The 18,435-nt window shown below is 66.9% G+C and carries 14 protein-coding genes and 1 other RNA gene; 10 read left to right on the forward strand and 5 right to left on the reverse strand.

The genetic code is table 11. The features are described 5' to 3' along the window. The first annotated feature begins 10 nt into the window (after window positions 1-10). The 3 genes from DSHI_RS03300 (at window position 11) to DSHI_RS03310 (ending at window position 6,118) form a co-directional block, all read left to right on the forward strand. Window positions 11-1,018, forward strand: a complete 1,008-nt coding sequence (locus DSHI_RS03300) for a TAXI family TRAP transporter solute-binding subunit (protein ID WP_012177323.1) — start codon at window positions 11-13, stop codon at window positions 1,016-1,018. A gap of 58 nt (window positions 1,019-1,076) precedes the next feature. After that, window positions 1,077-3,179 (forward strand): TRAP transporter permease, encoded by a 2,103-nt coding sequence (locus DSHI_RS03305; protein ID WP_012177324.1) that lies wholly within the window; start codon window positions 1,077-1,079, stop codon window positions 3,177-3,179. A 191-nt stretch (window positions 3,180-3,370) separates the two neighbouring features. After that, window positions 3,371-6,118 carry an FG-GAP-like repeat-containing protein gene (locus tag DSHI_RS03310; RefSeq protein ID WP_012177325.1) on the forward strand — a complete coding sequence of 916 codons (2,748 nt, stop codon included), beginning with the start codon at window positions 3,371-3,373 and terminating at the stop codon, window positions 6,116-6,118. 149 nt (window positions 6,119-6,267) lie between these two features. On the opposite strand, the gene recR is transcribed toward DSHI_RS03310, so the two are convergent. The 4 genes from recR to ffs all read right to left on the reverse strand — a co-directional run bounded on the left by recR (window position 6,268) and on the right by ffs (window position 9,221). Further along, window positions 6,268-6,867: a recombination mediator RecR gene (gene recR / locus DSHI_RS03315; protein WP_012177326.1), complete on the reverse strand. Its 600-nt coding sequence runs from the start codon at window positions 6,865-6,867 to the stop codon at window positions 6,268-6,270. A 16-nt stretch (window positions 6,868-6,883) separates the two neighbouring features. Then, window positions 6,884-7,228 carry a YbaB/EbfC family nucleoid-associated protein gene (locus DSHI_RS03320; protein ID WP_012177327.1) on the reverse strand — a complete coding sequence of 115 codons (345 nt, stop codon included), beginning with the start codon at window positions 7,226-7,228 and terminating at the stop codon, window positions 6,884-6,886. 19 nt (window positions 7,229-7,247) lie between these two features. After that, complete coding sequence (locus tag DSHI_RS03325; RefSeq protein ID WP_012177328.1) at window positions 7,248-9,011, reverse strand: DNA polymerase III subunit gamma/tau; 1,764 nt, start codon at window positions 9,009-9,011, stop codon at window positions 7,248-7,250. A gap of 113 nt (window positions 9,012-9,124) precedes the next feature. Continuing rightward, window positions 9,125-9,221: signal recognition particle sRNA small type (ffs, locus tag DSHI_RS21635), an RNA gene on the reverse strand. Window positions 9,222-9,341: 120 nt separating this feature from the next. Here ffs and nudC point away from each other — a divergent pair. Together nudC and DSHI_RS03335 are read left to right on the forward strand one after the other, a co-directional pair. Beyond that, on the forward strand, window positions 9,342-10,298 hold the full coding sequence (gene nudC / locus DSHI_RS03330; RefSeq protein WP_012177329.1) for an NAD(+) diphosphatase: 957 nt from the start codon (window positions 9,342-9,344) through the stop codon (window positions 10,296-10,298). A 20-nt stretch (window positions 10,299-10,318) separates the two neighbouring features. Continuing rightward, the gene (locus DSHI_RS03335) at window positions 10,319-10,807 is read left to right on the forward strand and encodes an SRPBCC family protein (RefSeq protein ID WP_012177330.1); all 489 of its coding nucleotides are present in this window, start codon (window positions 10,319-10,321) and stop codon (window positions 10,805-10,807) included. Between the two features lie 45 nt (window positions 10,808-10,852). On the opposite strand, the gene DSHI_RS03340 is transcribed toward DSHI_RS03335, so the two are convergent. Then, window positions 10,853-11,695 (reverse strand): prephenate dehydratase, encoded by an 843-nt coding sequence (locus DSHI_RS03340; RefSeq protein WP_012177331.1) that lies wholly within the window; start codon window positions 11,693-11,695, stop codon window positions 10,853-10,855. Window positions 11,696-11,818: 123 nt separating this feature from the next. Between DSHI_RS03340 and DSHI_RS03345 the strand changes: the two genes are divergently transcribed. From DSHI_RS03345 to DSHI_RS03365, 5 genes are all read left to right on the forward strand, one after another. Beyond that, entirely contained in the window at window positions 11,819-12,343 is a 525-nt protein-coding gene (locus DSHI_RS03345) for a c-type cytochrome (RefSeq protein WP_012177332.1), read from the forward strand. A 250-nt stretch (window positions 12,344-12,593) separates the two neighbouring features. After that, window positions 12,594-14,495: an extracellular solute-binding protein gene (locus DSHI_RS03350; RefSeq protein ID WP_012177333.1), complete on the forward strand. Its 1,902-nt coding sequence runs from the start codon at window positions 12,594-12,596 to the stop codon at window positions 14,493-14,495. Between the two features lie 4 nt (window positions 14,496-14,499). Beyond that, window positions 14,500-15,597 (forward strand): microcin C ABC transporter permease YejB, encoded by a 1,098-nt coding sequence (locus DSHI_RS03355; protein WP_012177334.1) that lies wholly within the window; start codon window positions 14,500-14,502, stop codon window positions 15,595-15,597. A 1-nt stretch (window position 15,598) separates the two neighbouring features. After that, on the forward strand, window positions 15,599-16,777 hold the full coding sequence (locus DSHI_RS03360) for an ABC transporter permease (RefSeq protein ID WP_012177335.1): 1,179 nt from the start codon (window positions 15,599-15,601) through the stop codon (window positions 16,775-16,777). Beyond that, a complete protein-coding gene (locus DSHI_RS03365) occupies window positions 16,774-18,375 on the forward strand; it encodes an ABC transporter ATP-binding protein (protein ID WP_012177336.1) in 1,602 nt (533 codons plus the stop codon). The genes DSHI_RS03360 and DSHI_RS03365 overlap by 4 nt, the downstream gene beginning before the upstream one ends. Window positions 18,376-18,435 lie beyond the last annotated feature (60 nt).

An 18,435-nucleotide genomic window follows, 5' to 3' on the forward strand; every position in this document is an offset into this window, starting at 1 on the left:
AGCGAACACCATGAAACATCTCGTTTGCGCGGCTGCGGCCGCCGCAATCTCTCTGTCCGTGGCAACCGGCGCGAAGGCCGAGGGCGCGAACTACATCCTGGCCACGGCCTCCACGGGGGGCACCTACTATCCGGTCGGCGTGGCGCTTTCGACCCTGGTGAAGGTCAAGCTGGAGCCGTCCCAGAAGATCGGCATGTCCGCCATCAGCTCGGCCGGGTCGGGTGAGAACGTGCGCCTGATCCGCGAGGGCGAGGCGCAGTTCGGCATCATGCAGGGCCTCTTCGGCTACTATGCGGCCACGGGCACCGGCCCGCTGGAGGAATCCGGCAAGCAGGAAAACCTGCGCTCGGTCACCATGCTGTGGCAGAATGTGGAGCATTTCGTCGTCGCAGCCGACGCAGCGCCCACTGGCACGATCGAGGATCTCGTCGCCCTGAAGGGCGAGGCCATGGCGCTGGGACGTCAGAACTCCGGCACCATCGGGTCGAATGCGACGATCCTGTCGAGCTTCGGGGTGGACATCGAATCCGACTATGAGCTCGTCTTCGGCGGCTACGGCCCCTCGGCGGAGGCTTTGCAGAACGGGCAGGTCAAGGGCATCGGCACCCCCGCAGGCGTGCCCGTGGGCGCGATCAGCCAGCTGATGGCCGCCGCCGGCGACAGTGTCACCCTGCTGAACTTCACGCCGGAGCAAGCCGCCCAGGCCGATGGCGGGCGGGAGCTCTGGACCCCCTACACCATCGCGGCGGGTACCTATCCGGGCCAGGCGGAGGACGTGCAGACCATCGCGCAGCCCAACTTCCTCGCGACGTCTGCCGACCTGCCGGATGAGCATGTCTACCAGATCACCAAGACGATCTATGAAAACCTGCCCTTCCTGAACGCGATCCACCCGGCGACCAAGGCCATGGCCATCGAGAGCGCGATCGCGGGTCTGCCGCTGCCGCTGCATCCGGGCGCGCAGCGCTATTACGAGGAGGTCGGGATCGAAATTCCGGACCGGCTCAAGGCCCAGTAACGGCAACGCCTGCGCCCCGAACCCCGGTCCGGGGCGCAGGTCTTTCAGGGAGGTGCCGATGCCCGACCCATCCGATGACAGCGGCGGCTTGCGCCGATTTTCCGGCCTGCCGGGCACCCTGATCGCGGTTGCCTCCTTCCTGATCGCGGTCGGCCATATCTACGTGGCCTTCGATCCCGTCCTGTCGGAGTTGCAGCGCAACGCCTTCCACTTCGCGGGCTTTGCTGCGCTCGCGGCCCTGTTCTATCCCATCGCGCGGGGGCGGCTGGCCCTCGGGGTCGACCTGGTGCTGGGCTTGGTGGTCGCGGCGGCGGCGGTGTATCTCAGCTATGCCGAGGATGGCATCTACGACCGGGGCGTGAAGTTCAACACCGCCGACTGGATCGCCGCCATCATCGTGGTTCTGGGCGCGATCGAGCTGACCCGGCGGCTGACCGGCTGGATCATCCCGGCCCTGATCGTGATCGCGCTCAGCTACGTGGTCTGGTGGGGTAAGTTCGTGGGCGGGGTGTTCAACTTCCCCGGCCTGAAACTGGAATCGGTGCTGTTCCGCTCGGTCTATGGCGATGATGCGATGTTCGGCTCCATCGCCAGCATTTCGTCGACCTACGTGTTTCTGTTCATCATTTTCGGCGCGTTCCTGCTGCGCTCCGGCGCGGGGGAGTTCGTGATCAACCTGGCGCGCGCCGTGGCCGGGCGCATGGTCGGGGGGCCGGGCATCGTGGCGGTGATTGCCAGCGGGCTGACGGGCACGATCTCGGGCTCGGCGGTGGCCAACACCGCATCGACCGGCGTGATCACCATCCCGCTGATGAAGCGCGCGGGCTTCCAGCCGAAATTCGCAGGCGGGGTCGAGGCCGCGGCCTCCACCGGCGGGCAGCTGATGCCGCCGATCATGGGGGCCGGGGCCTTCGTGATGGCGAGCTTCACCGCCATCCCCTACGAGACCATCGTGGCGGTCGCGGCCCTGCCTGCGCTGCTTTATTTCCTGTCGGTGGCCTTCTTCGTGCGGATCGAGGCGCGGCGCCAGAACCTGCCGCCCATGGCCGACGAGGGCCAGACCCTGCGCCGTGCCTTCCTGGAGGGCGGCGCGAGCTTCGTGTTGCCCATCGGACTGCTGATCGGGATGCTGGTGAGCGGGTTCACCCCCACCTATGCGGCGGTGTTCGGGATCATCGCGGTGGTGGCGTCGAGCTGGCTGACCCGCACCCGCATGGGCCCGCGCGCGGTGTTCGAGGCGCTGGTCATGGGCACAAAGGGGATGATCCTGACGGCGGTGCTCCTGTGTTCGGTTGGGTTGGTGGTCAACGTGATCGCCACGGCGGGGGTCGGCAACACCTTCAGCCTGATGATCGCCGCCTGGTCGGGCGGAAATATCCTTGTCGCGATTGTACTTATCGCCTTGGCGAGCCTGGTTCTGGGCATGGGGCTGCCGGTGACGGCGGCCTATATCGTGCTGGCGACGCTCTCGGCCCCGGCGCTGGCGGGCATGATCGCCGACCAGGTGGTGATCGCGCAGATCGCCGCCGGGACCTTGCCGCCCACGGCGCAGGCGATCTTCATGCTGGGCGCGCCCGACCAGATGGCGCTGCTCGCAGCCCCGATGTCCGAGGCCGATGCAACCGCGCTGGTCCGCGGCCTGCCCCTGGAAGTGGCCGCGCCCCTGCGCGACCTGGTGGTGCCGCCCGAGGCCGCGGTCGCGGCCCTTCTGTCGGCGCATATGATCGTCTTCTGGCTCAGCCAGGACAGCAACGTCACCCCGCCCGTGGCCCTTGCGGCCTTCACCGCGGCGGCGATTGCCAAGGCGCCGGCGATGGCGACGGGGGTGGCGAGCTGGAAGCTGGCCAAGGGTCTCTACATCGTGCCGGTGCTCTTTGCCTACACGCCGCTTCTGTCGGGCGACTGGGGTGCTATGGTGCAGGTCTTTGCCTTCGCGGTGGTCGGCATCTACGCGCTGGCGGCGGGGATTCAAGGCTGCATGGAGCGGCCCCTGGGCCTTTTTCCGCGAGTTCTGAGCGGGCTGGCGGGGCTGGCCTGCCTGTGGCCGGGTCTGATCTGGGCCAATGTCGCGGGCGTGGTCTGCTTGGCGCTGCTGCTGGCGTGGAACCTGCGCGACGGGGTGCCGGTGGCCGGGGCGCCGAGGGCCGAGACCGACGCGTGAGGCCCCCGCCCGACCCGGTCGGACATCCGTCGGGCATGTGTCGGGCAAGTGTCGGGCAAACGTCGGGCATGTGTTACCATCTGCCTAACATTTGCCTAACGGGGCCGGTCTAGAAGCGGTCCTGCCGTAGCGCCCCCATTCTGGGCATGTCCTGCGGTTCATTGTCTGGCACTCGTTTTCAGGAGGACCCCATGCCCAGATTTCGGCTCGGTAACCGTCTCGTTTTTCGCGCCCCTTTTCCAACCCTGCACCATGACCCGCGCGACCCGCCCGTGCTCACCCGCCGCCCGGCGGTGCCGTCCCTTGACCCCGACAAGATCGCGCAGCTGCGCAAGGTGGACCGGCCCTATGACCGGCATCTGACGCCGTGTTTCCACCCGCCTGCGGGGGAGCTGCCGGACCTGCGCCGCCCGCCGCGCGGGGCGTTCGAGTTTCCGCTGATGCCGCGCCCGATCCCGAGCCCGGCACCGCGCCCGGGCGCCGACCTGCCGAGCTATGCGCCCCAGTGGAATTCCGTGGCGCTGTTCTTCAACCTCGACATGCCCGCCGCCGACCGGCCCGACGACTATGCCGCCACCACGGTGGCCACGGCCAGGACCTTCCTCGACGAGGGGCCCGGGGCGCTGTCGCCGGGCATCTCCGAGAGCCTGACCCAGTATTGGGGCGCCCTGTCGAACGGGGCCTTCGCCTTCGGGCTGAACACACCGCGGGACGGTGCGGGCAAGCCGCTGATCCCCGACATCGCGCCGCCCGGCGGGGATGTGCAGGCCTGGGAGGAACTGATCAGGCGCTGCGTCAAGGCCAATGCCCAGGCCATCTGGCAGGCCGCGGGCGGTCTGATGAAGAACGGCAAGCGCTGGATCCCGTCGCTGGTGCTGGTGCAGAACTACTGGACCCATGCCAGCGCGCGGTTCGGCGGCTACGATATCGACGTCTCGGGCACGACCTATACCGTGGGCGACGTGACCCATATCCGCTTCGGGCTCGACACCTACGCGCCGCCGGAGGCACCGGGAAAGGTCGGCCGAACCTGGTGGGGCACGCTGAACCATGAATACGCCCACAATTTCCTGGAATTCTGGGACCTCTACGGCCCCTCGGGCTGCACCGGGTATTGGGACTTGCTGGGCGACAACTCCCCCCCGGGGCGGATGTCCGAGGTTTCCTCGCTCTTCAAGGAGCGCATGGGCTGGCTGTCCTTCAAGCAGGTGATCGAGGGGCCGAACGTGTCGCGGCGCACCCTGTCCCTGCGGCCCTATACGACCGATCACGAGGCGATCAAGGTCGTCCCGGATCCGGAGTTCACGCCCCATGAATATTTCCTGCTGGAGTACCGCAAATCCACCGGAGCGGAGGTCTGGCGCCCCGATGGGGGCTTGCCGGAAGAGGGGCTGCTCATCACCCATGTCAACGACCGGATCGGCGTGCCCAGTACGTGGCTGTTGCGCGATGCGCCCTTCTTCAACACCGAGTTCGCCGATGCGGGCGGGCCCAACGTGGTGGACTGGCATGGCCACAAGGAGCTGACCGGCAAGCTTTTCCCGCAAGGCGCGCAGAACAGCTTCACGCCGGCGACCGCGCCGTCGAGCAACCTTTACGGGCCGCGCAATTCCGGGCTGTCGATCACCGGCATCCGGATCGAGGCGGAGCAGCTGCGCTTCGAGTTGGAGATCAACGCGCATCACAGCATCGGCTGGACCGTCAGCTCCGAGGACCGCGCGCTGGCGGGCCGGTTCACGCCCGCCTCGGCGACCTCCGGCGAGGAGATCTTCATCCGCAACGGCAATGCCGCCGCACTTCTGAGCCATGGCGAGGGCCAGTGGAATGTCGAGAAGCGGCAGGATGGCTGGATCGGCGGCTGGAACCTCGGGACCGACAACCGCCAGACGGTCGGCGATCTGGACGGGGACGGCCGGGACGAGATCTTGATCCGCTCGCCCGAGTGGATCGGCGTGCTGAAATGGACCCGCAGCCGGTTCGAGAGTGTCACCGTCCAGCATGACTGGGTGGATGGCTGGAATCTCGGCGCGGACAATCGGGAGCTTCTGGCCGATCTCGACGGGGATGGCGCGGCGGAGGTCTATATCCGCTCGCCCGAATGGGCCGGGGTGATGAAGCTGGAAGGCGGGCGGCTGCGGCTGAAGAAGATCCATCACGACTGGATCGACGACTGGAATCTCGGGCGCGATGACCGGGAGTATGTCGGGCGGTTCTCCACCGAGGAGCGGGACGAGATCGTGATCCGCAGCGACAACTGGATCGGCCTGCTGCGCTGGGATGCGCGGGCGCAGAAACTCGTGCGTGCCGGGATCCAGCATGACTGGGTCGATGGCTGGAACCTCGGGCCCGGCGACTGGCACGCCATCGCGGATGTGGATGGTGACGGGATGGACGAGATCGTGATCCGCAGCGATGGCTGGATCGGGGTGCTGAAATGGCAGGGCGGGCGGTTCCGCGTGCTGTGGATGACGAAAGAGCATGTGAACCACCACGAGGACCGGGCGGATCGCCGGATGCCGCTGGACCCCGAGGACCGGATGTATGCGGGCCGGTTCCGGACGGACCGGGACGGGGTGCTGATCCGCAAGGACCAGAACGGGGCGGGCCATTACGGCAAGACAGGCCTCTACGTGCTGGCCTGGCAGGACGGTGAGATGAAGGTGGTCCATGCGATCCACAGCCATTTCAACGGGCGCTGGAACCTCGGGGCGGGGGACCGTTTCGTGCTGGGGGATTTCCACCGCACGGGGCGGGATATCGCGCTGGGCGACCGGGACACGGTGATCGACGGGCTGACGGATGTGTTCATCCATAACGGCTGGGGCACCGGCATGGTCGGGGTGAATCACGGGCGGCTCTATCCCGAGGGCAATCCGAACAAGACCGTCTCGCAGATCGGCCTGACCTGGGCGCAGCGCGGGCATCTGGTCAACCTGTGACCGGGGGCCGGGCGTGCCCTTTCTCAAGTCTGAAAATATCCCGGGGAGAGCGCGAGAGGGGCTGGCCCCTCTCGCGCCCGGCGACGTGCGGAGCACGGCGCAAAGCCTTGGCAGGGGCTACGGCGCCCCCGGTCTCGGGGCGCTCGGGATCAAAACGATTTGCGCGCCCGCAGGGCCGCGGTGATCGTCCCGTCGTCGAGATAGTCGAGCTCGCCGCCGATGGGCACGCCCTGGGCGAGGCTCGTCACCGCGACGCCGGTGCCTTCCAGCGCTTCGGCGATGTAATGGGCGGTGGTCTGGCCGTCCACTGTGGCGCCGAGGGCGAGGATGATCTCGGTCGCGCCCTCGCTGACCGCGCGGTCGCGCAGCTTGGGGATGCGCAGCTCTTCGGGGCCGACCGCATCGAGCGCCGAGAGCGTGCCGCCGAGCACGTGGTAGCGGCCCTTGAACACGCCCGCCCGCTCCATCGCCCAGAGGTCCGCGACATCCTCGACCACGCAGATCTCGCCGGTGGCGCGTTTTTCGGACGTGCAGATGTCGCAGATATCGCTGGTGCCGATATTGCCGCAGTTCAGGCAATCGCGGGCGGTCTGGGCCACGGCGGTCATGGCCTCGCCCAGGGGCGCCAGAAGGCGGCGGTTCTTGCCGAGCAGGAACAGCACCGCGCGCCGGGCCGAGCGCGGGCCCAGTCCGGGCAGCCGCGCCATCAGGTCGATCAGCGTTTCGATATCCTTGGGCGCGGTGCTCACGTCCTGTGTTCCCGGCTCAGAAGGGCAGCTTCATGCCCTCGGGCAGGTTCAGCCCCTCGGTGACCTTGGCCATCTCTTCGCGCCCCTTGTCGAGCGCCTTGGCCTGGGCGTCCTTGATCGCGGCGAGGATCAGGTCCTCGGCGACTTCCTTTTCCTCGGGGTTGAAGATCGACGGGTCGATGTCCAGCCCCGTGAGCTCGCCCTTGGCGGTGGCGGTGGCCTTGACCAGTCCCGCGCCGCTCTCGCCGGTCACGGTGATGGTTTTCAGGTTTTCCTGCATTTCGGCCATCTTGGCCTGCATTTCCTGGGCCTGCTTCATGACCTTGGCCATGTCGCCCAGATTTCCCAATCCCTTGAGCATGATGTTTCCTTTCGGGAGGTTAGTCGTCTTCGAACGGGTCCCATTCATCCTCGACTTCCGGAAGCGCCTCGATGGCGGCCTCCTGGGTCAGGGCCTCGCGGGTGCGGATTTCGGTGATCCTTGCCTTGGGGAAGGCGGCGAAGACGGCGGCCACGAGCGGGTGGTCCAGCGCGTTGCGCTCCATCTCCAGTTTTTCGGCGTCGCGGGTCTCGGCGATGGTGGGGGCGTCGGCCTCGGCCACCACGGAGACCGCCCAGCGGGCGCCGGTCCAGCTTTGAAGGCGGGCGGCGAGGCGGGCGGCGAGGTCGCGCGGCGCGTTCTCGGTCGGCGCGAACTCGATCCGGCCGGGGCTGTAGGCGGCCAGACGCAGGCAGCCTTCAACCTCGACCAGGAGCTTCACGTCCCGGTGGCTGCGGATCAGGGCGACCACATCGTCGAACCGCCGGAACCGCGCCAGCGCGTCGGGATCGGCCTGGGCCATGGCCAGTGCAGGACCGGCGGAGGCGCGCACACCGCCGCCGCGCGGGGCGGGGGCCGCGCCATGTCCGCGCGCGCTGACGCCCGTGCCGGGGCCGCCGGGGGCCGCGCCGCCGCCGGGCGTGGCGGGTGGGGGCGTCATGGTCTGCAGCTTGCGCACCAGATCTTCGGGGGAGGGCAGGTCGGCCACATGGGTCAGCCGGATGATCGCCATCTCGGCGGCCATCATGGCGTTGGGGCTGATCGCGACCTCCTCCAGCGCCTTGAGCAGCATCTGCCACATCCGGGTCAGTGCGCGCATGGGCAACTCCGCCGCCGCCGCCTGCCCGCGGGCACGTTCATCGGGGCTGACGGTGGGATCCTCGGCGGCATCGGGGGTGATCTTGATCACCGAGACCCAGTGCGTCACCTCGGCGAGATCGCGCAGCACCGCCATGGGATCGGCCCCGTCGGAATACTGCGCCGACAGTTCGGTCAGCGCCCCCGCCGCGTCGCCGCGCATCACCAGGTCGAACAGGTCCATCACCCGGCCCCGGTCCGCCAGGCCCAGCATGGCGCGCACCTGCTCGGCGGTGGTCTCGCCCGCGCCGTGGCTGATCGCCTGATCCAGCAGGCTCATGGCATCGCGCACCGACCCCTCGGCGGCCCGCGTGATCAGTGCCAGCGCGTCATCGGTGATCTCGGCGCGCTCCAGCCCGGCGATGCGGCGCAGATGGGCGATCATCACCTCCGGCTCGATCCGGCGCAAATCGAACCGCTGGCAGCGGCTGAGCACGGTGACGGGCACCTTGCGGATCTCGGTGGTGGCGAAGATGAATTTCACATGGGCGGGGGGCTCTTCGAGGGTCTTGAGCAGCGCGTTGAACGCGCTGGTCGAGAGCATGTGCACCTCGTCGATGATGAAGATCTTGTAGCGCGCGGAGGCCGGCGCGTAATAGACCGAGTCGAGCACATTGGCGCGGATGTCGTCGATCTTGGTCTGGCTGGCGCCGTCCATCTCGATCACGTCCACATGCTGGCCCGCCATGATCCCGCGGCAATTGTCGCATTGCCCGCAAGGGTCCGTGGTCGGCCCGCCCGCGCCATCGGCGCCGGTGCAGTTCATGCCCTTGGCGATGATCCGGGCGGTGGTGGTCTTCCCGGTGCCGCGGATGCCGGTCATCATGAAGGCCTGGGCGATCCGGTCGGCTTGAAACGCGTTGCGCAGGGTGCGGACCATGGCGTCCTGGCCGATCAGGTCCGCAAAGGTCGCCGGGCGGTATTTCCGCGCCAGCACCTGGTAACCGGTGGTGGTGGTGTCGCTCATGTCGCCCCATCTGACTCGCTCGGGCCACAGGGTAGGGCCGCGCAGGGGCAAGGTCCAGCGCCGCGGGGCGGCGGCATACCATTCAGGTCGCAACAGGCGTCGGGTGGGGGAGAGGTGAGAGGCTGGACAACGACCCAAGCGGGGCTCGTTACGGCTGCTTCCTTCCGGATCTGACCGGGTTGGCGAGGCGCTCGCCCGCGCCAACCTCTCGATCTGCGATATACGCATCCTGCCGCGCGACTGCAAGACCCGGCCTGTCCGGAGGGCGGGGCGGCGATTGCGCCTCCGGGCGTCTCGTGGCAAGCACGGGCGCGAAGGAGGACACGGCCCATGCCATTCGAAGACAGCATTACCTTTGGCAGCTCCGGGCTGGAGCGCGCGGCGCATCTGCGTATGGACCCGGAGGCCATGGCGCGGCTGGTCGCGGACCCGGCGGCGCGGGCGATCGCCTTCTGGCGGGCGAAACCGGCTGTTTCGCCGGAGGGGTTGGTGAAGCTGCCGCTGGACCATCCGGTCCTGGAGGCGGCGACCGAGGCGCCCATTTTCCTGGGCTTGGACAAGGCGGGTCCGCGGTTCGCCTATGACCTGTCGGGCTGGCAGCCGGTCGAAGAGGTGGGGGAGCTGGACAGTTTTCTCGACCGCTCCGAGCAACAGCATCCCGATCTGCCCGAGGGGCATCTGTTCAAGGAACTGCGCGGGGTGATGACCCTGCTCACCCGGCGCGAGGCGGAACTGGCGGCGGCGGCGCGGCAGCTGCTGGAATGGCACCGCACCCACGGGTTCTGTTCCATGTGCGGGGTCAAGAGCGATCAGGCCGATGCCGGTTGGCAGCGGCTTTGCCCGTCCTGCGGGCGGCGGCATTTCCCGCGCACGGACCCGGTTGTCATCATGCTGATCACCCGGGGCAACAAGGTGCTGGTGGGCCGCTCGCCCGGCTGGCCGGAGCGGATGTATTCGTTGCTGGCGGGGTTCGTGGAGCCGGGCGAGACCCTGGAGGGGGCCGTGCGGCGCGAGGTCTATGAGGAGGCCGGTGTCCGCGTCGGCCCCGTGCGCTACATCGCGTCCCAGCCGTGGCCCTATCCGGCGTCGTTGATGATGGGGTGCGCGGGCGAGGCGGTCAGCGACGCGATCACCGTCGACCCGGTGGAGATCGAGGATGCGCGCTGGATGGGCCGGGAAGAGATGATCGACGTGTTCGCGGGCACCCATCCGGAGATGCGCGAGCCCCGAAAGGGCGCCATCGCCCACAGCCTGCTGAGCGCGTGGCTCCGGGACGAGGCGCGCTAGGGCACGAAGGAGAGAGCGGTTTGCAATTCAGAGCTTCCGAGGTGGTCACGGGCCCGATCGATCTGGTGTTCGCGGGCCTGAGCGACATGGCCCATTACGAGCGCGATGCGCTGGCGCGCGGGGTGCAGGTCGAGCGGCTCGACAACCTGCCCCGCCCCGCGCCGGGGATGCAGTGGCGAGTGCCGTTCCGGGCCAAGGGGCGGGACCGGGTGGCAGAGTTCGCGCTGGTCAAGCTGGCCGCGCCCACGGGGATGCGGTTCGAGGGCCGGGTGCAGGGGTTGTTCTTCGAGAGCGATTTCGACTGCCGGGTGCTCGACCCGGACGCCACGGAGGTGACGATCACCACCAAGCTGCGCGCCAAGTCGATCAGCGCCAAGGTGATCCTGCAATCGATGAAGCTGGCGCGGGCCTCGCTGGCCAAGCAGTATCGCAAGCGCGTGCGCAAGTCCCTGCGCGAGTTGGAAGATCGCATCCACGCCCCGACCATGGGTGAACCGGACGCGTCGTGAATGTCCGGGGTGGGGCGCGCTGCCCCCCGACCTGCGGGCGCGGCCTCAGGCGGTCTCGTCGCGCCGCGGGTCGGCCGGGTAGACCCCGAGGATTTCCAGCTGCGAGGTGAAATAGCCTAGCTCGTCGAGCGCCCGCCGGACATTGGCGTCGTCCGGGTGGCCTTCGATATCGGCGTAGAACTGGGTCGCGGTGAAGGACCCGCCGACCATGTAGCTTTCCAGCTTGGTCATGTTCACGCCGTTGGTCGCGAACCCGCCCATCGCCTTGTAGAGGGCGGCGGGGATGTTACGGACCTGGAACACGAAGGAGGTGATCATCTTGCCGGACCCCCGCCGGGTGAGGTCCAGCTCCGGCGTCATGATCAGGAAGCGGGTGGTGTTGTTGTCCTGGTCCTCGATATGGCGGGCCAGCACGTCGAGCCCGTAGATCTCGCCGGCCAGTTCCGAGGCCAGCGCGGCATGGGCCGGGTTGCCCTCCTGCGCGACATGCATGGCCGAGCCCGCCGTATCGGCCCCGGTCACGGGCTGGATGTCATGGGCGCGCAGGAAGGACCGGCACTGGCCCAGCAGGACCGTGTGGCTCTGGGCGGTGCGGATATCGCCGAGCTTGGCGCCTGGCACGGCGAGCAGGTTGATATGCACGCGCACGAAGGCTTCTTCGATGATATGCAGGCCGCTTTCGGGCAGCAGCCGGTGGATATCGGCCACGCGGCCATAGGTCGAGTTCTCCACCGGGAGCATGCCCAGATCGCAACTGCCGTCATGCACGGCGGCGAACACATCCTCGAAGGTGCGGCAGGGCACGGCCTCCGCATCGGGGCGGGCGTCGTGGCAGGCCTGGTGCGAGTAGGCGCCCGGTTCTCCCTGGAACGCGATTTTCAATGTCATGGCGGGCCTCTGCTCGACGTTTGACCTCTGAACGGTCGGGCGTTTGGTCGCGGTTTCTATACCTTGCCCTCGGGGAGGGGAAGCCATAGTTACCGCCTCAAACTTGCAGCGAGTGGAAGCAACATGTTCGACACAATGACGATGACGAAGATTGTGGGTGGCTTTTGTGGAGCACTTCTCGTGTTCCTGTTGGGCACGTGGGCGTCCAGCATCCTGTACGGCACCTATGGCGGTCCGAAAGCCGGTGAAAACCAGGCCTACGTGATCGACACGGGCGAAGAAGAAGAGTCTGTGGCCGAAGCCGAAGAGGTCGTCGAACTGCCATTCGCCGAAGTTTACGCCGCCGCCGATGCGGGCGCGGGCGAGCGCCTGTGGCGTCAGTGCCAGGCCTGCCACAAGCTGGAGGCGGGCGCCAATGGCGTGGGCCCCTACCTGCACGGTATCGTCGACCGGCCCAAGCACGCGGCCGATGGCTATGCCTATTCCGACGCGCTGCTGTCCCAGGACGGTGCATGGACGCCCGAGAACATCAGCGCGTTTCTCGAGAACCCGCGCGAATATGCGCCGGGCACCAAGATGGCCTATCGCGGCATGCCCGATGTCGAGGACCGCGCGAACCTGATCGCCTATCTGGCGACCTACCAGTAAGCGGATCTGTCGGATCGCAATTCGGGGCCGCCTTCGGGCGGCCTTTTTCATGGGTGGTCCGCGCGCCCGGTCGCGTCGATTTCGCCTCCGACACGGGGCTGATTTTTTGTTTTTTGCTCGCGGCGGCATACTTCCTCGTGAAATGGAGTGATGCAGGCTTGAAAGACGGGGCGGTCGCTCTTTAGCTTGAAGCACTGGGCGCGTGGCCGCGTCGCGCGCCGGGTTACCCAAGAGGTTCAGGAGGACATTCATGCGAAAGCCACAGGTGCGAGCAGCCGACAGACCCTGGATCACCCGCCGATACGGCCCGACCCTGAGCGGTCTGGCGCTCGGCATGGCGCTTGCGCTGGCGGCGCTGCCCGCGCGGGCGGAAATGATCACCTCCCACGGCATCTCGACCTTCGGCGATCTGAAATACCCTGCCGATTTTCCGCATCTGGACTATGTGACCCCGGACGCACCCAAGGGCGGCGAGATGTCGGTCTGGGCCTTCGGATCGTTCGACTCGATGAACCCCTACACGCTCAAGGGCCGCGCGGCGGGCCTGTCCAACGTGTTCTTCGAAAGCCTGCTCACCGGCACCGCGGACGAGATCGGCGCGGCCTATTGCCTGCTGTGTGAGAGCCTGACCTATCCCGAGGACCGCTCGGAAGTGACCTTCACCTTGCGCGAGGGCATCACGTTTTCCGACGGCACGCCCCTGACCGCGCAAGACGTGGTGTTTTCCTACGAGATCCTGCTGACCAAGGGCCTGCCGTCCTTCCGGGCGCAGCTGGCCCAGAAGGTCGAGAGCGCCGAGGCCTTGGACGACCGTACGGTCCGCTTCGTGTTCAAGGAGGGCATTCCCACCCGCGATCTGATCTCGGACGTGGGCGCGCTGCCGGTGTTTTCCGAGGATTTCTACACCGCGAACGACCGGGACTTCGAAGAGACCTCGCTGGAGCCGCTGGTCGGATCGGGGCCCTACGTTCTGGGCCGGATGGATGTGGGCCAGACGGTGGTTTACGAGCGCAATCCGGCGTACTGGGGCGCGGACCTGCCGATCAATATCGGCCGCAACAATTTCGACGCCATCCGGATCGAGTATTACGCCGACTACAACGCGGCCTTCGAGGGGTTCAAGGGCGGCACCTATACCTTCCGCAACGAGGCGTCTTCGAAGATCTGGGCCACTGGGTACGATTTTCCGGCGGTGGCCGAAGGGTCGGTCATTAAGGCCGAATTGCCCAACGGATCCAAGGCCACGGGTCAGGCTTGGGTGTTCAACCTGCGCCGCCCGCAATTCCAGGATCCGCGCGTGCGCGAAGCCTTGGGCATGATGTTCAATTTCGAGTGGTCGAACGAGACGCTTTTCTACGGCATCTACGACTATGTCGACAGTTTCTGGGACAATTCCGAGCTGGAGGCGACGGGCCTGCCGACCGAGGCCGAGATCGCGATCCTGCAACCGCTGGTGGACGAGGGGCTGCTCGCGCCGGAGATCCTGACCTCCGAGCCGTTCAGCTTCCCGCGCTCCGGCGCGCGGCAGCTCGATCGCGGCAACCTGCGGGCGGCGTCGGCGCTGCTGGACGAGGCGGGCTGGGTCGTCGGCGATGACGGGTTGCGGCGCAAGAACGGACAGACCCTGAGCGTCGAATTCCTCAACGACAGCCAGACCTTCGACCGGGTGATCAATCCTTACGTCGAGAACCTCAAGCGGTTGGGCGTCGATGCCCGCCACACGCGGATCGACAATGCGCAGATGACCCTGCGGGAGCGGCCGCCGGAGTATGATTTCGACATGGTCACGACCTTCATGGCGACCGATTACATCCCCGGCAGCGGGCTGAGGCAGTATTTCGGCTCCGAGACCGCCGATACCTCCACCTTCAACAAGATGGGCCTGCAATCGGAGGCGATCGACCGGCTGATCGAGGTTGTGCTCGCCGCGCAAAGCCAGGAAGAGTTGACCACGGCGGTCCATGCGCTCGACCGTGCGCTGCGGGCCGAGAAGTTCTGGGTGCCGCAATGGAACAAGAACACCCATACGGTGGCCTATTACGACATGTACGAGCATCCCGAGACCCTGCCGCCCTTTGCCCTGGGCAACCTGGATTTCTGGTGGTTCAACGCCGAGAAGGCCGAGGCCCTGCGCGCGAAGGGCGCGTTGTAAGCCCATGGGCGCCTATATCCTGCGCCGCCTGGCGCTGATCATTCCCACGCTGTTCGGCATCATGCTGATCAACTTCGCGCTGACGCAGTTCGTCCCCGGCGGCCCGGTGGAGCAGGTGCTGGCGCAGCTCGACGGGGGCGGGGACGTGTTCCAGAACATCGCCGGGGGCGGCGATGCGGGCGGGGATGTGGGCGCGGGCGCGGCCTCTTCGGGCGATGACCGGTACCTCGGCTCCCGGGGCCTGCCGCCGGAATTCATCGCCGAGCTGGAGGCGCAATTCGGCTTCGACAAGCCGCCCCATATCCGGTTTTTAAACATGATGTGGGACTACATGCGGTTCGATTTCGGAGAGAGTTATTTCCGGTCCATTTCCGTGGTGGACCTGGTGCTGGAAAAGATGCCGGTCTCGATCACGCTCGGGCTGTGGTCGACGCTGATCGCCTACATGGTGTCGATCCCCCTGGGCATCCGGAAGGCGGTGCGGGACGGGTCGAGTTTCGATACCTGGACCTCTGGGCTGATCATCGTGGCCTATGCGATCCCCGGGTTTCTGTTCGCGATCCTGCTGCTGGTGCTGTTCGCGGGGGGCTCCTATTTCCAGATCTTCCCGCTGCGCGGCCTGACCTCGGACAATTTCGACGAGCTGAGCCTGATCGGCAAGGTCGGCGATTACCTGTGGCACATCACGCTGCCGGTGCTGGCCTCGACCATCTCGGCCTTTGCGACGCTGACGCTGCTGACCAAGAACAGCTTTCTGGACGAGATCAAGAAGCAATACGTGATCACCGCCAAGGCCAAGGGGCTGGCGGAGAACCAGGTGCTCTATGGCCATGTGTTCCGCAACGCGATGCTGATCGTGATCGCGGGATTCCCGGCGGTGTTCGTGTCGGTCTTCTTCGGCGGCTCGCTGATCATCGAGACGATCTTCAGCCTCGACGGGCTCGGGCGGCTCGGGTTCGAGGCGGCGGTGGCGCGGGATTACCCGGTGATCTTCGGCACGCTGTTCGTGTTCGGGTTGATCGGGCTGCTGATGGGGCTGGTGTCGGACCTGATGTATGTGTGGATCGATCCGCGCATCGACTTCGCGACGCGGGAGACCTGAGATGGCACTGGCCGAAGAGACCCGCCCCGATCCGGCCGCCCCGCCGGTCTATGTGCCCGAAGAAAAGAAGCGCTTCGGCCTCTCGCCCCTGGGCCAGCGCCGCTGGCGGAATTTCAAGGCGAACCGGCGGGCCTACTGGTCGCTGATCATTTTCGGGACGCTGTTCGTGCTGTCGCTTTTTGCGGAACTGATCGCCAACGACAAGCCGATCATCGTCAGCTACCAGGGGGAGTGGCACTTCCCGGTGGCGCAATTCTATCCCGAGACCGCGTTCGGCGGAGATTTCCGCACCGAGGCCGTCTACCGCGATGCGGAAGTGCAATGCCTGATCATATCGGGCGGGCTCGAGGACTGCTTCGACGACCCGGAGGGGATCATCGAGGATGCGCAGGATGGCGAGGTGCTGGGGCAGGAGATCGACAAGGGCTGGCTGCTCTGGCCGCTGATCCCCTACAGTTTCGACACGATCAACGACATTCAGGGCACGGCACCGTCCGCGCCCGATGCCAATCACTGGCTCGGCACCGATGACACCGCGCGCGACGTGCTGGCGCGGGTGATCTACGGCTTCCGGTTGTCGGTGGCCTTCGCGCTGGTGGTGACGTTCCTGACCTCGGTGATCGGGATCGCCGCCGGGGCGGTGCAGGGGTATTTCGGCGGGCTCACGGACCTCTTGTTCCAGCGGATCATCGAGCTGTGGGGCGCGACGCCGAGCCTCTATATCATCATCATCGTCGCCGCGATCTTCCAGATGAACTTCTGGCTCTTGGTGTTCCTGATGGTGCTGTTCGGCTGGACGGCCCTTGTCGGCGTGGTGCGGGCGGAATTCCTGCGGGCGCGGAACTTCGAATACGTGCGCGCGGCGCGGGCGCTGGGTGTTTCGAACGTGGTGATCATGTTCCGCCACGTGCTGCCCAACGCCATGGTGGCCACGGTCACCATGCTGCCCTTCATCGTCACGGGCACGGTGGCCTCGCTGGCCACGCTCGACTTTCTGGGCTTCGGCCTGCCGTCCTCGGCGCCGTCGCTGGGCGAGTTGACGCTCCAGGCGAAACAGAACCTGCAGGCGCCCTGGCTCGGCTTCACGGCGTTCTTCACCTTCGCGATCATGCTGTCGCTCATGGTCTTCGTCTTCGAGGGCATCCGTGACGCGTTCGACCCCAGAAAGACCTTCTCATGAGCGATGCGGTTCTGCAGGTGCGCAACCTGCGCGTGGGATTCCGGCAGGACGGGCAGGTGACCGAGGCCGTGAAGGGCGTGAGCTTCGACGTGGCCCAGGGCGAGACCGTGGCCCTAGTGGGCGAGAGCGGGTCGGGAAAGTCGGTGACCGCGCTCAGCACCGTGTCGCTCCTGCCGGATTCGGCGGAGGTGTCGGGATCCATCACCTATGCCGGGACCGAGATGGTCGGCGCGCCGGAGCGGGACTTGCGCCGGGTGCGCGGCAACGATGTCAGCTTCATCTTCCAGGAGCCGATGACCTCGCTCAACCCGCTGCACCCTCTGGAGAAGCAGATCACCGAGAGCCTGACGCTCCATCAGGGGCTGACCGGCGACGCGGCCCGGGCGCGGGTGATCGAGTTGCTGGAAAAGGTCGGGATCCGCGATGCCGAAAGCCGGTTGGGGGCGTATCCGCACCAGCTCTCCGGTGGGCAGCGCCAGCGGGTGATGATCGCCATGGCGCTGGCCAACGGGCCGGATTTGCTGATCGCGGACGAGCCGACCACGGCGCTCGACGTGACGATCCAGGCGCAGATCCTCGATCTGCTGGCGGATCTGAAAGAGGCAGAGGGGATGAGCCTTCTGTTCATCACCCATGACCTGACCATCGTGCGGCGGATCGCGGACCGGGTCTGCGTGATGCAGGGCGGCGAGATCGTCGAGACCGGCCCCACGGCGGAGATCTTCGCCAACCCGCAGCATCCCTATACCCGCAAGCTACTGGCGGCGGAGCCGTCGGGCCAGCCCGACCCGGTGCCCGAGGACGCGCCCGTGGTGGCCGAGACCGACAGCCTGAAGGTGTGGTTTCCGATCCAGCGCGGCATCCTGCGGCGCACGGTCGGCCATGTGAAGGCGGTCAACAACGCGACGCTGAACGTGCGCGCGGGCGAGACCCTGGGCGTGGTCGGCGAGAGCGGGTCGGGCAAGACCACGCTGGCGCTCGCCATCCTGCGGCTGATCTCGTCGGAGGGGCGGATCGTCTATGCGGGCGAGAACATCCAGGGCTGGAAATCCCGCGACCTGCGCCGGTTGCGCAAGGACATGCAGGTGGTGTTCCAGGACCCTTACGGGAGCCTCAGCCCGCGCATGACCATCGCCCAGATCATCGCCGAGGGGCTGGGGGTGCACGGGCTGGAGCCGGGGGCCGACCCGCGCCGGATGGTGGCGGAGATCCTGGTGGAAGTGGGCCTCGACCCGGCCATGATGGACCGCTATCCGCACGAGTTTTCCGGCGGGCAGCGGCAGCGGATCGCGATTGCGCGCGCCATGATCCTGCGGCCCAAGCTGGTGGTTCTGGACGAGCCGACCTCGGCGCTCGACATGACGGTGCAGGTCCAGATCGTGGAGCTTCTGCGCGCGTTGCAGCGGAAATACGGGCTGGCCTATATCTTCATCTCTCACGACCTGAAGGTGGTGCGCGCGCTGAGCCACAAGGTGATCGTGATGCGCCAGGGTGACGTGGTGGAGATGGGCGAGGGCCGGCAGATCTTCGAGCGGCCCCGGTCGGACTATACCAAGCAGTTGCTGGCGGCGGCGTTCATGGATCGTGGTGCGGCCTGAGGCGGCACGCGTGACTTTGCGGGCGGGGCGGGGAGGTTTTGCGCCGTGCTGCGCACGTCG

The organism is Dinoroseobacter shibae DFL 12 = DSM 16493 (genome assembly GCF_000018145.1).
GTDB classification, from domain to species: Bacteria; Pseudomonadota; Alphaproteobacteria; order Rhodobacterales; family Rhodobacteraceae; genus Dinoroseobacter; species Dinoroseobacter shibae.

What these genes read in the sequence shown, in the direction of transcription:
- DSHI_RS03300 (WP_012177323.1), top strand. Translation starts at nt 11, where the DNA reads ATGAAACATCTCGTTTGCGCGGCTGCGGCCGCCGCAATCTCTCTGTCC.
- DSHI_RS03345 (WP_012177332.1), top strand. Translation starts at nt 11,819, where the DNA reads ATGTTCGACACAATGACGATGACGAAGATTGTGGGTGGCTTTTGTGGA.
- DSHI_RS03320 (WP_012177327.1), bottom strand. Translation starts at nt 7,228, where the DNA reads ATGCTCAAGGGATTGGGAAATCTGGGCGACATGGCCAAGGTCATGAAG.
- DSHI_RS03350 (WP_012177333.1), top strand. Translation starts at nt 12,594, where the DNA reads ATGCGAAAGCCACAGGTGCGAGCAGCCGACAGACCCTGGATCACCCGC.
- DSHI_RS03340 (WP_012177331.1), bottom strand. Translation starts at nt 11,695, where the DNA reads ATGACATTGAAAATCGCGTTCCAGGGAGAACCGGGCGCCTACTCGCAC.
- nudC (WP_012177329.1), top strand. Translation starts at nt 9,342, where the DNA reads ATGCCATTCGAAGACAGCATTACCTTTGGCAGCTCCGGGCTGGAGCGC.
- DSHI_RS03365 (WP_012177336.1), top strand. Translation starts at nt 16,774, where the DNA reads ATGAGCGATGCGGTTCTGCAGGTGCGCAACCTGCGCGTGGGATTCCGG.
- DSHI_RS03325 (WP_012177328.1), bottom strand. Translation starts at nt 9,011, where the DNA reads ATGAGCGACACCACCACCACCGGTTACCAGGTGCTGGCGCGGAAATAC.
- DSHI_RS03310 (WP_012177325.1), top strand. Translation starts at nt 3,371, where the DNA reads ATGCCCAGATTTCGGCTCGGTAACCGTCTCGTTTTTCGCGCCCCTTTT.
- DSHI_RS03305 (WP_012177324.1), top strand. Translation starts at nt 1,077, where the DNA reads ATGCCCGACCCATCCGATGACAGCGGCGGCTTGCGCCGATTTTCCGGC.
- DSHI_RS03360 (WP_012177335.1), top strand. Translation starts at nt 15,599, where the DNA reads ATGGCACTGGCCGAAGAGACCCGCCCCGATCCGGCCGCCCCGCCGGTC.
- DSHI_RS03355 (WP_012177334.1), top strand. Translation starts at nt 14,500, where the DNA reads ATGGGCGCCTATATCCTGCGCCGCCTGGCGCTGATCATTCCCACGCTG.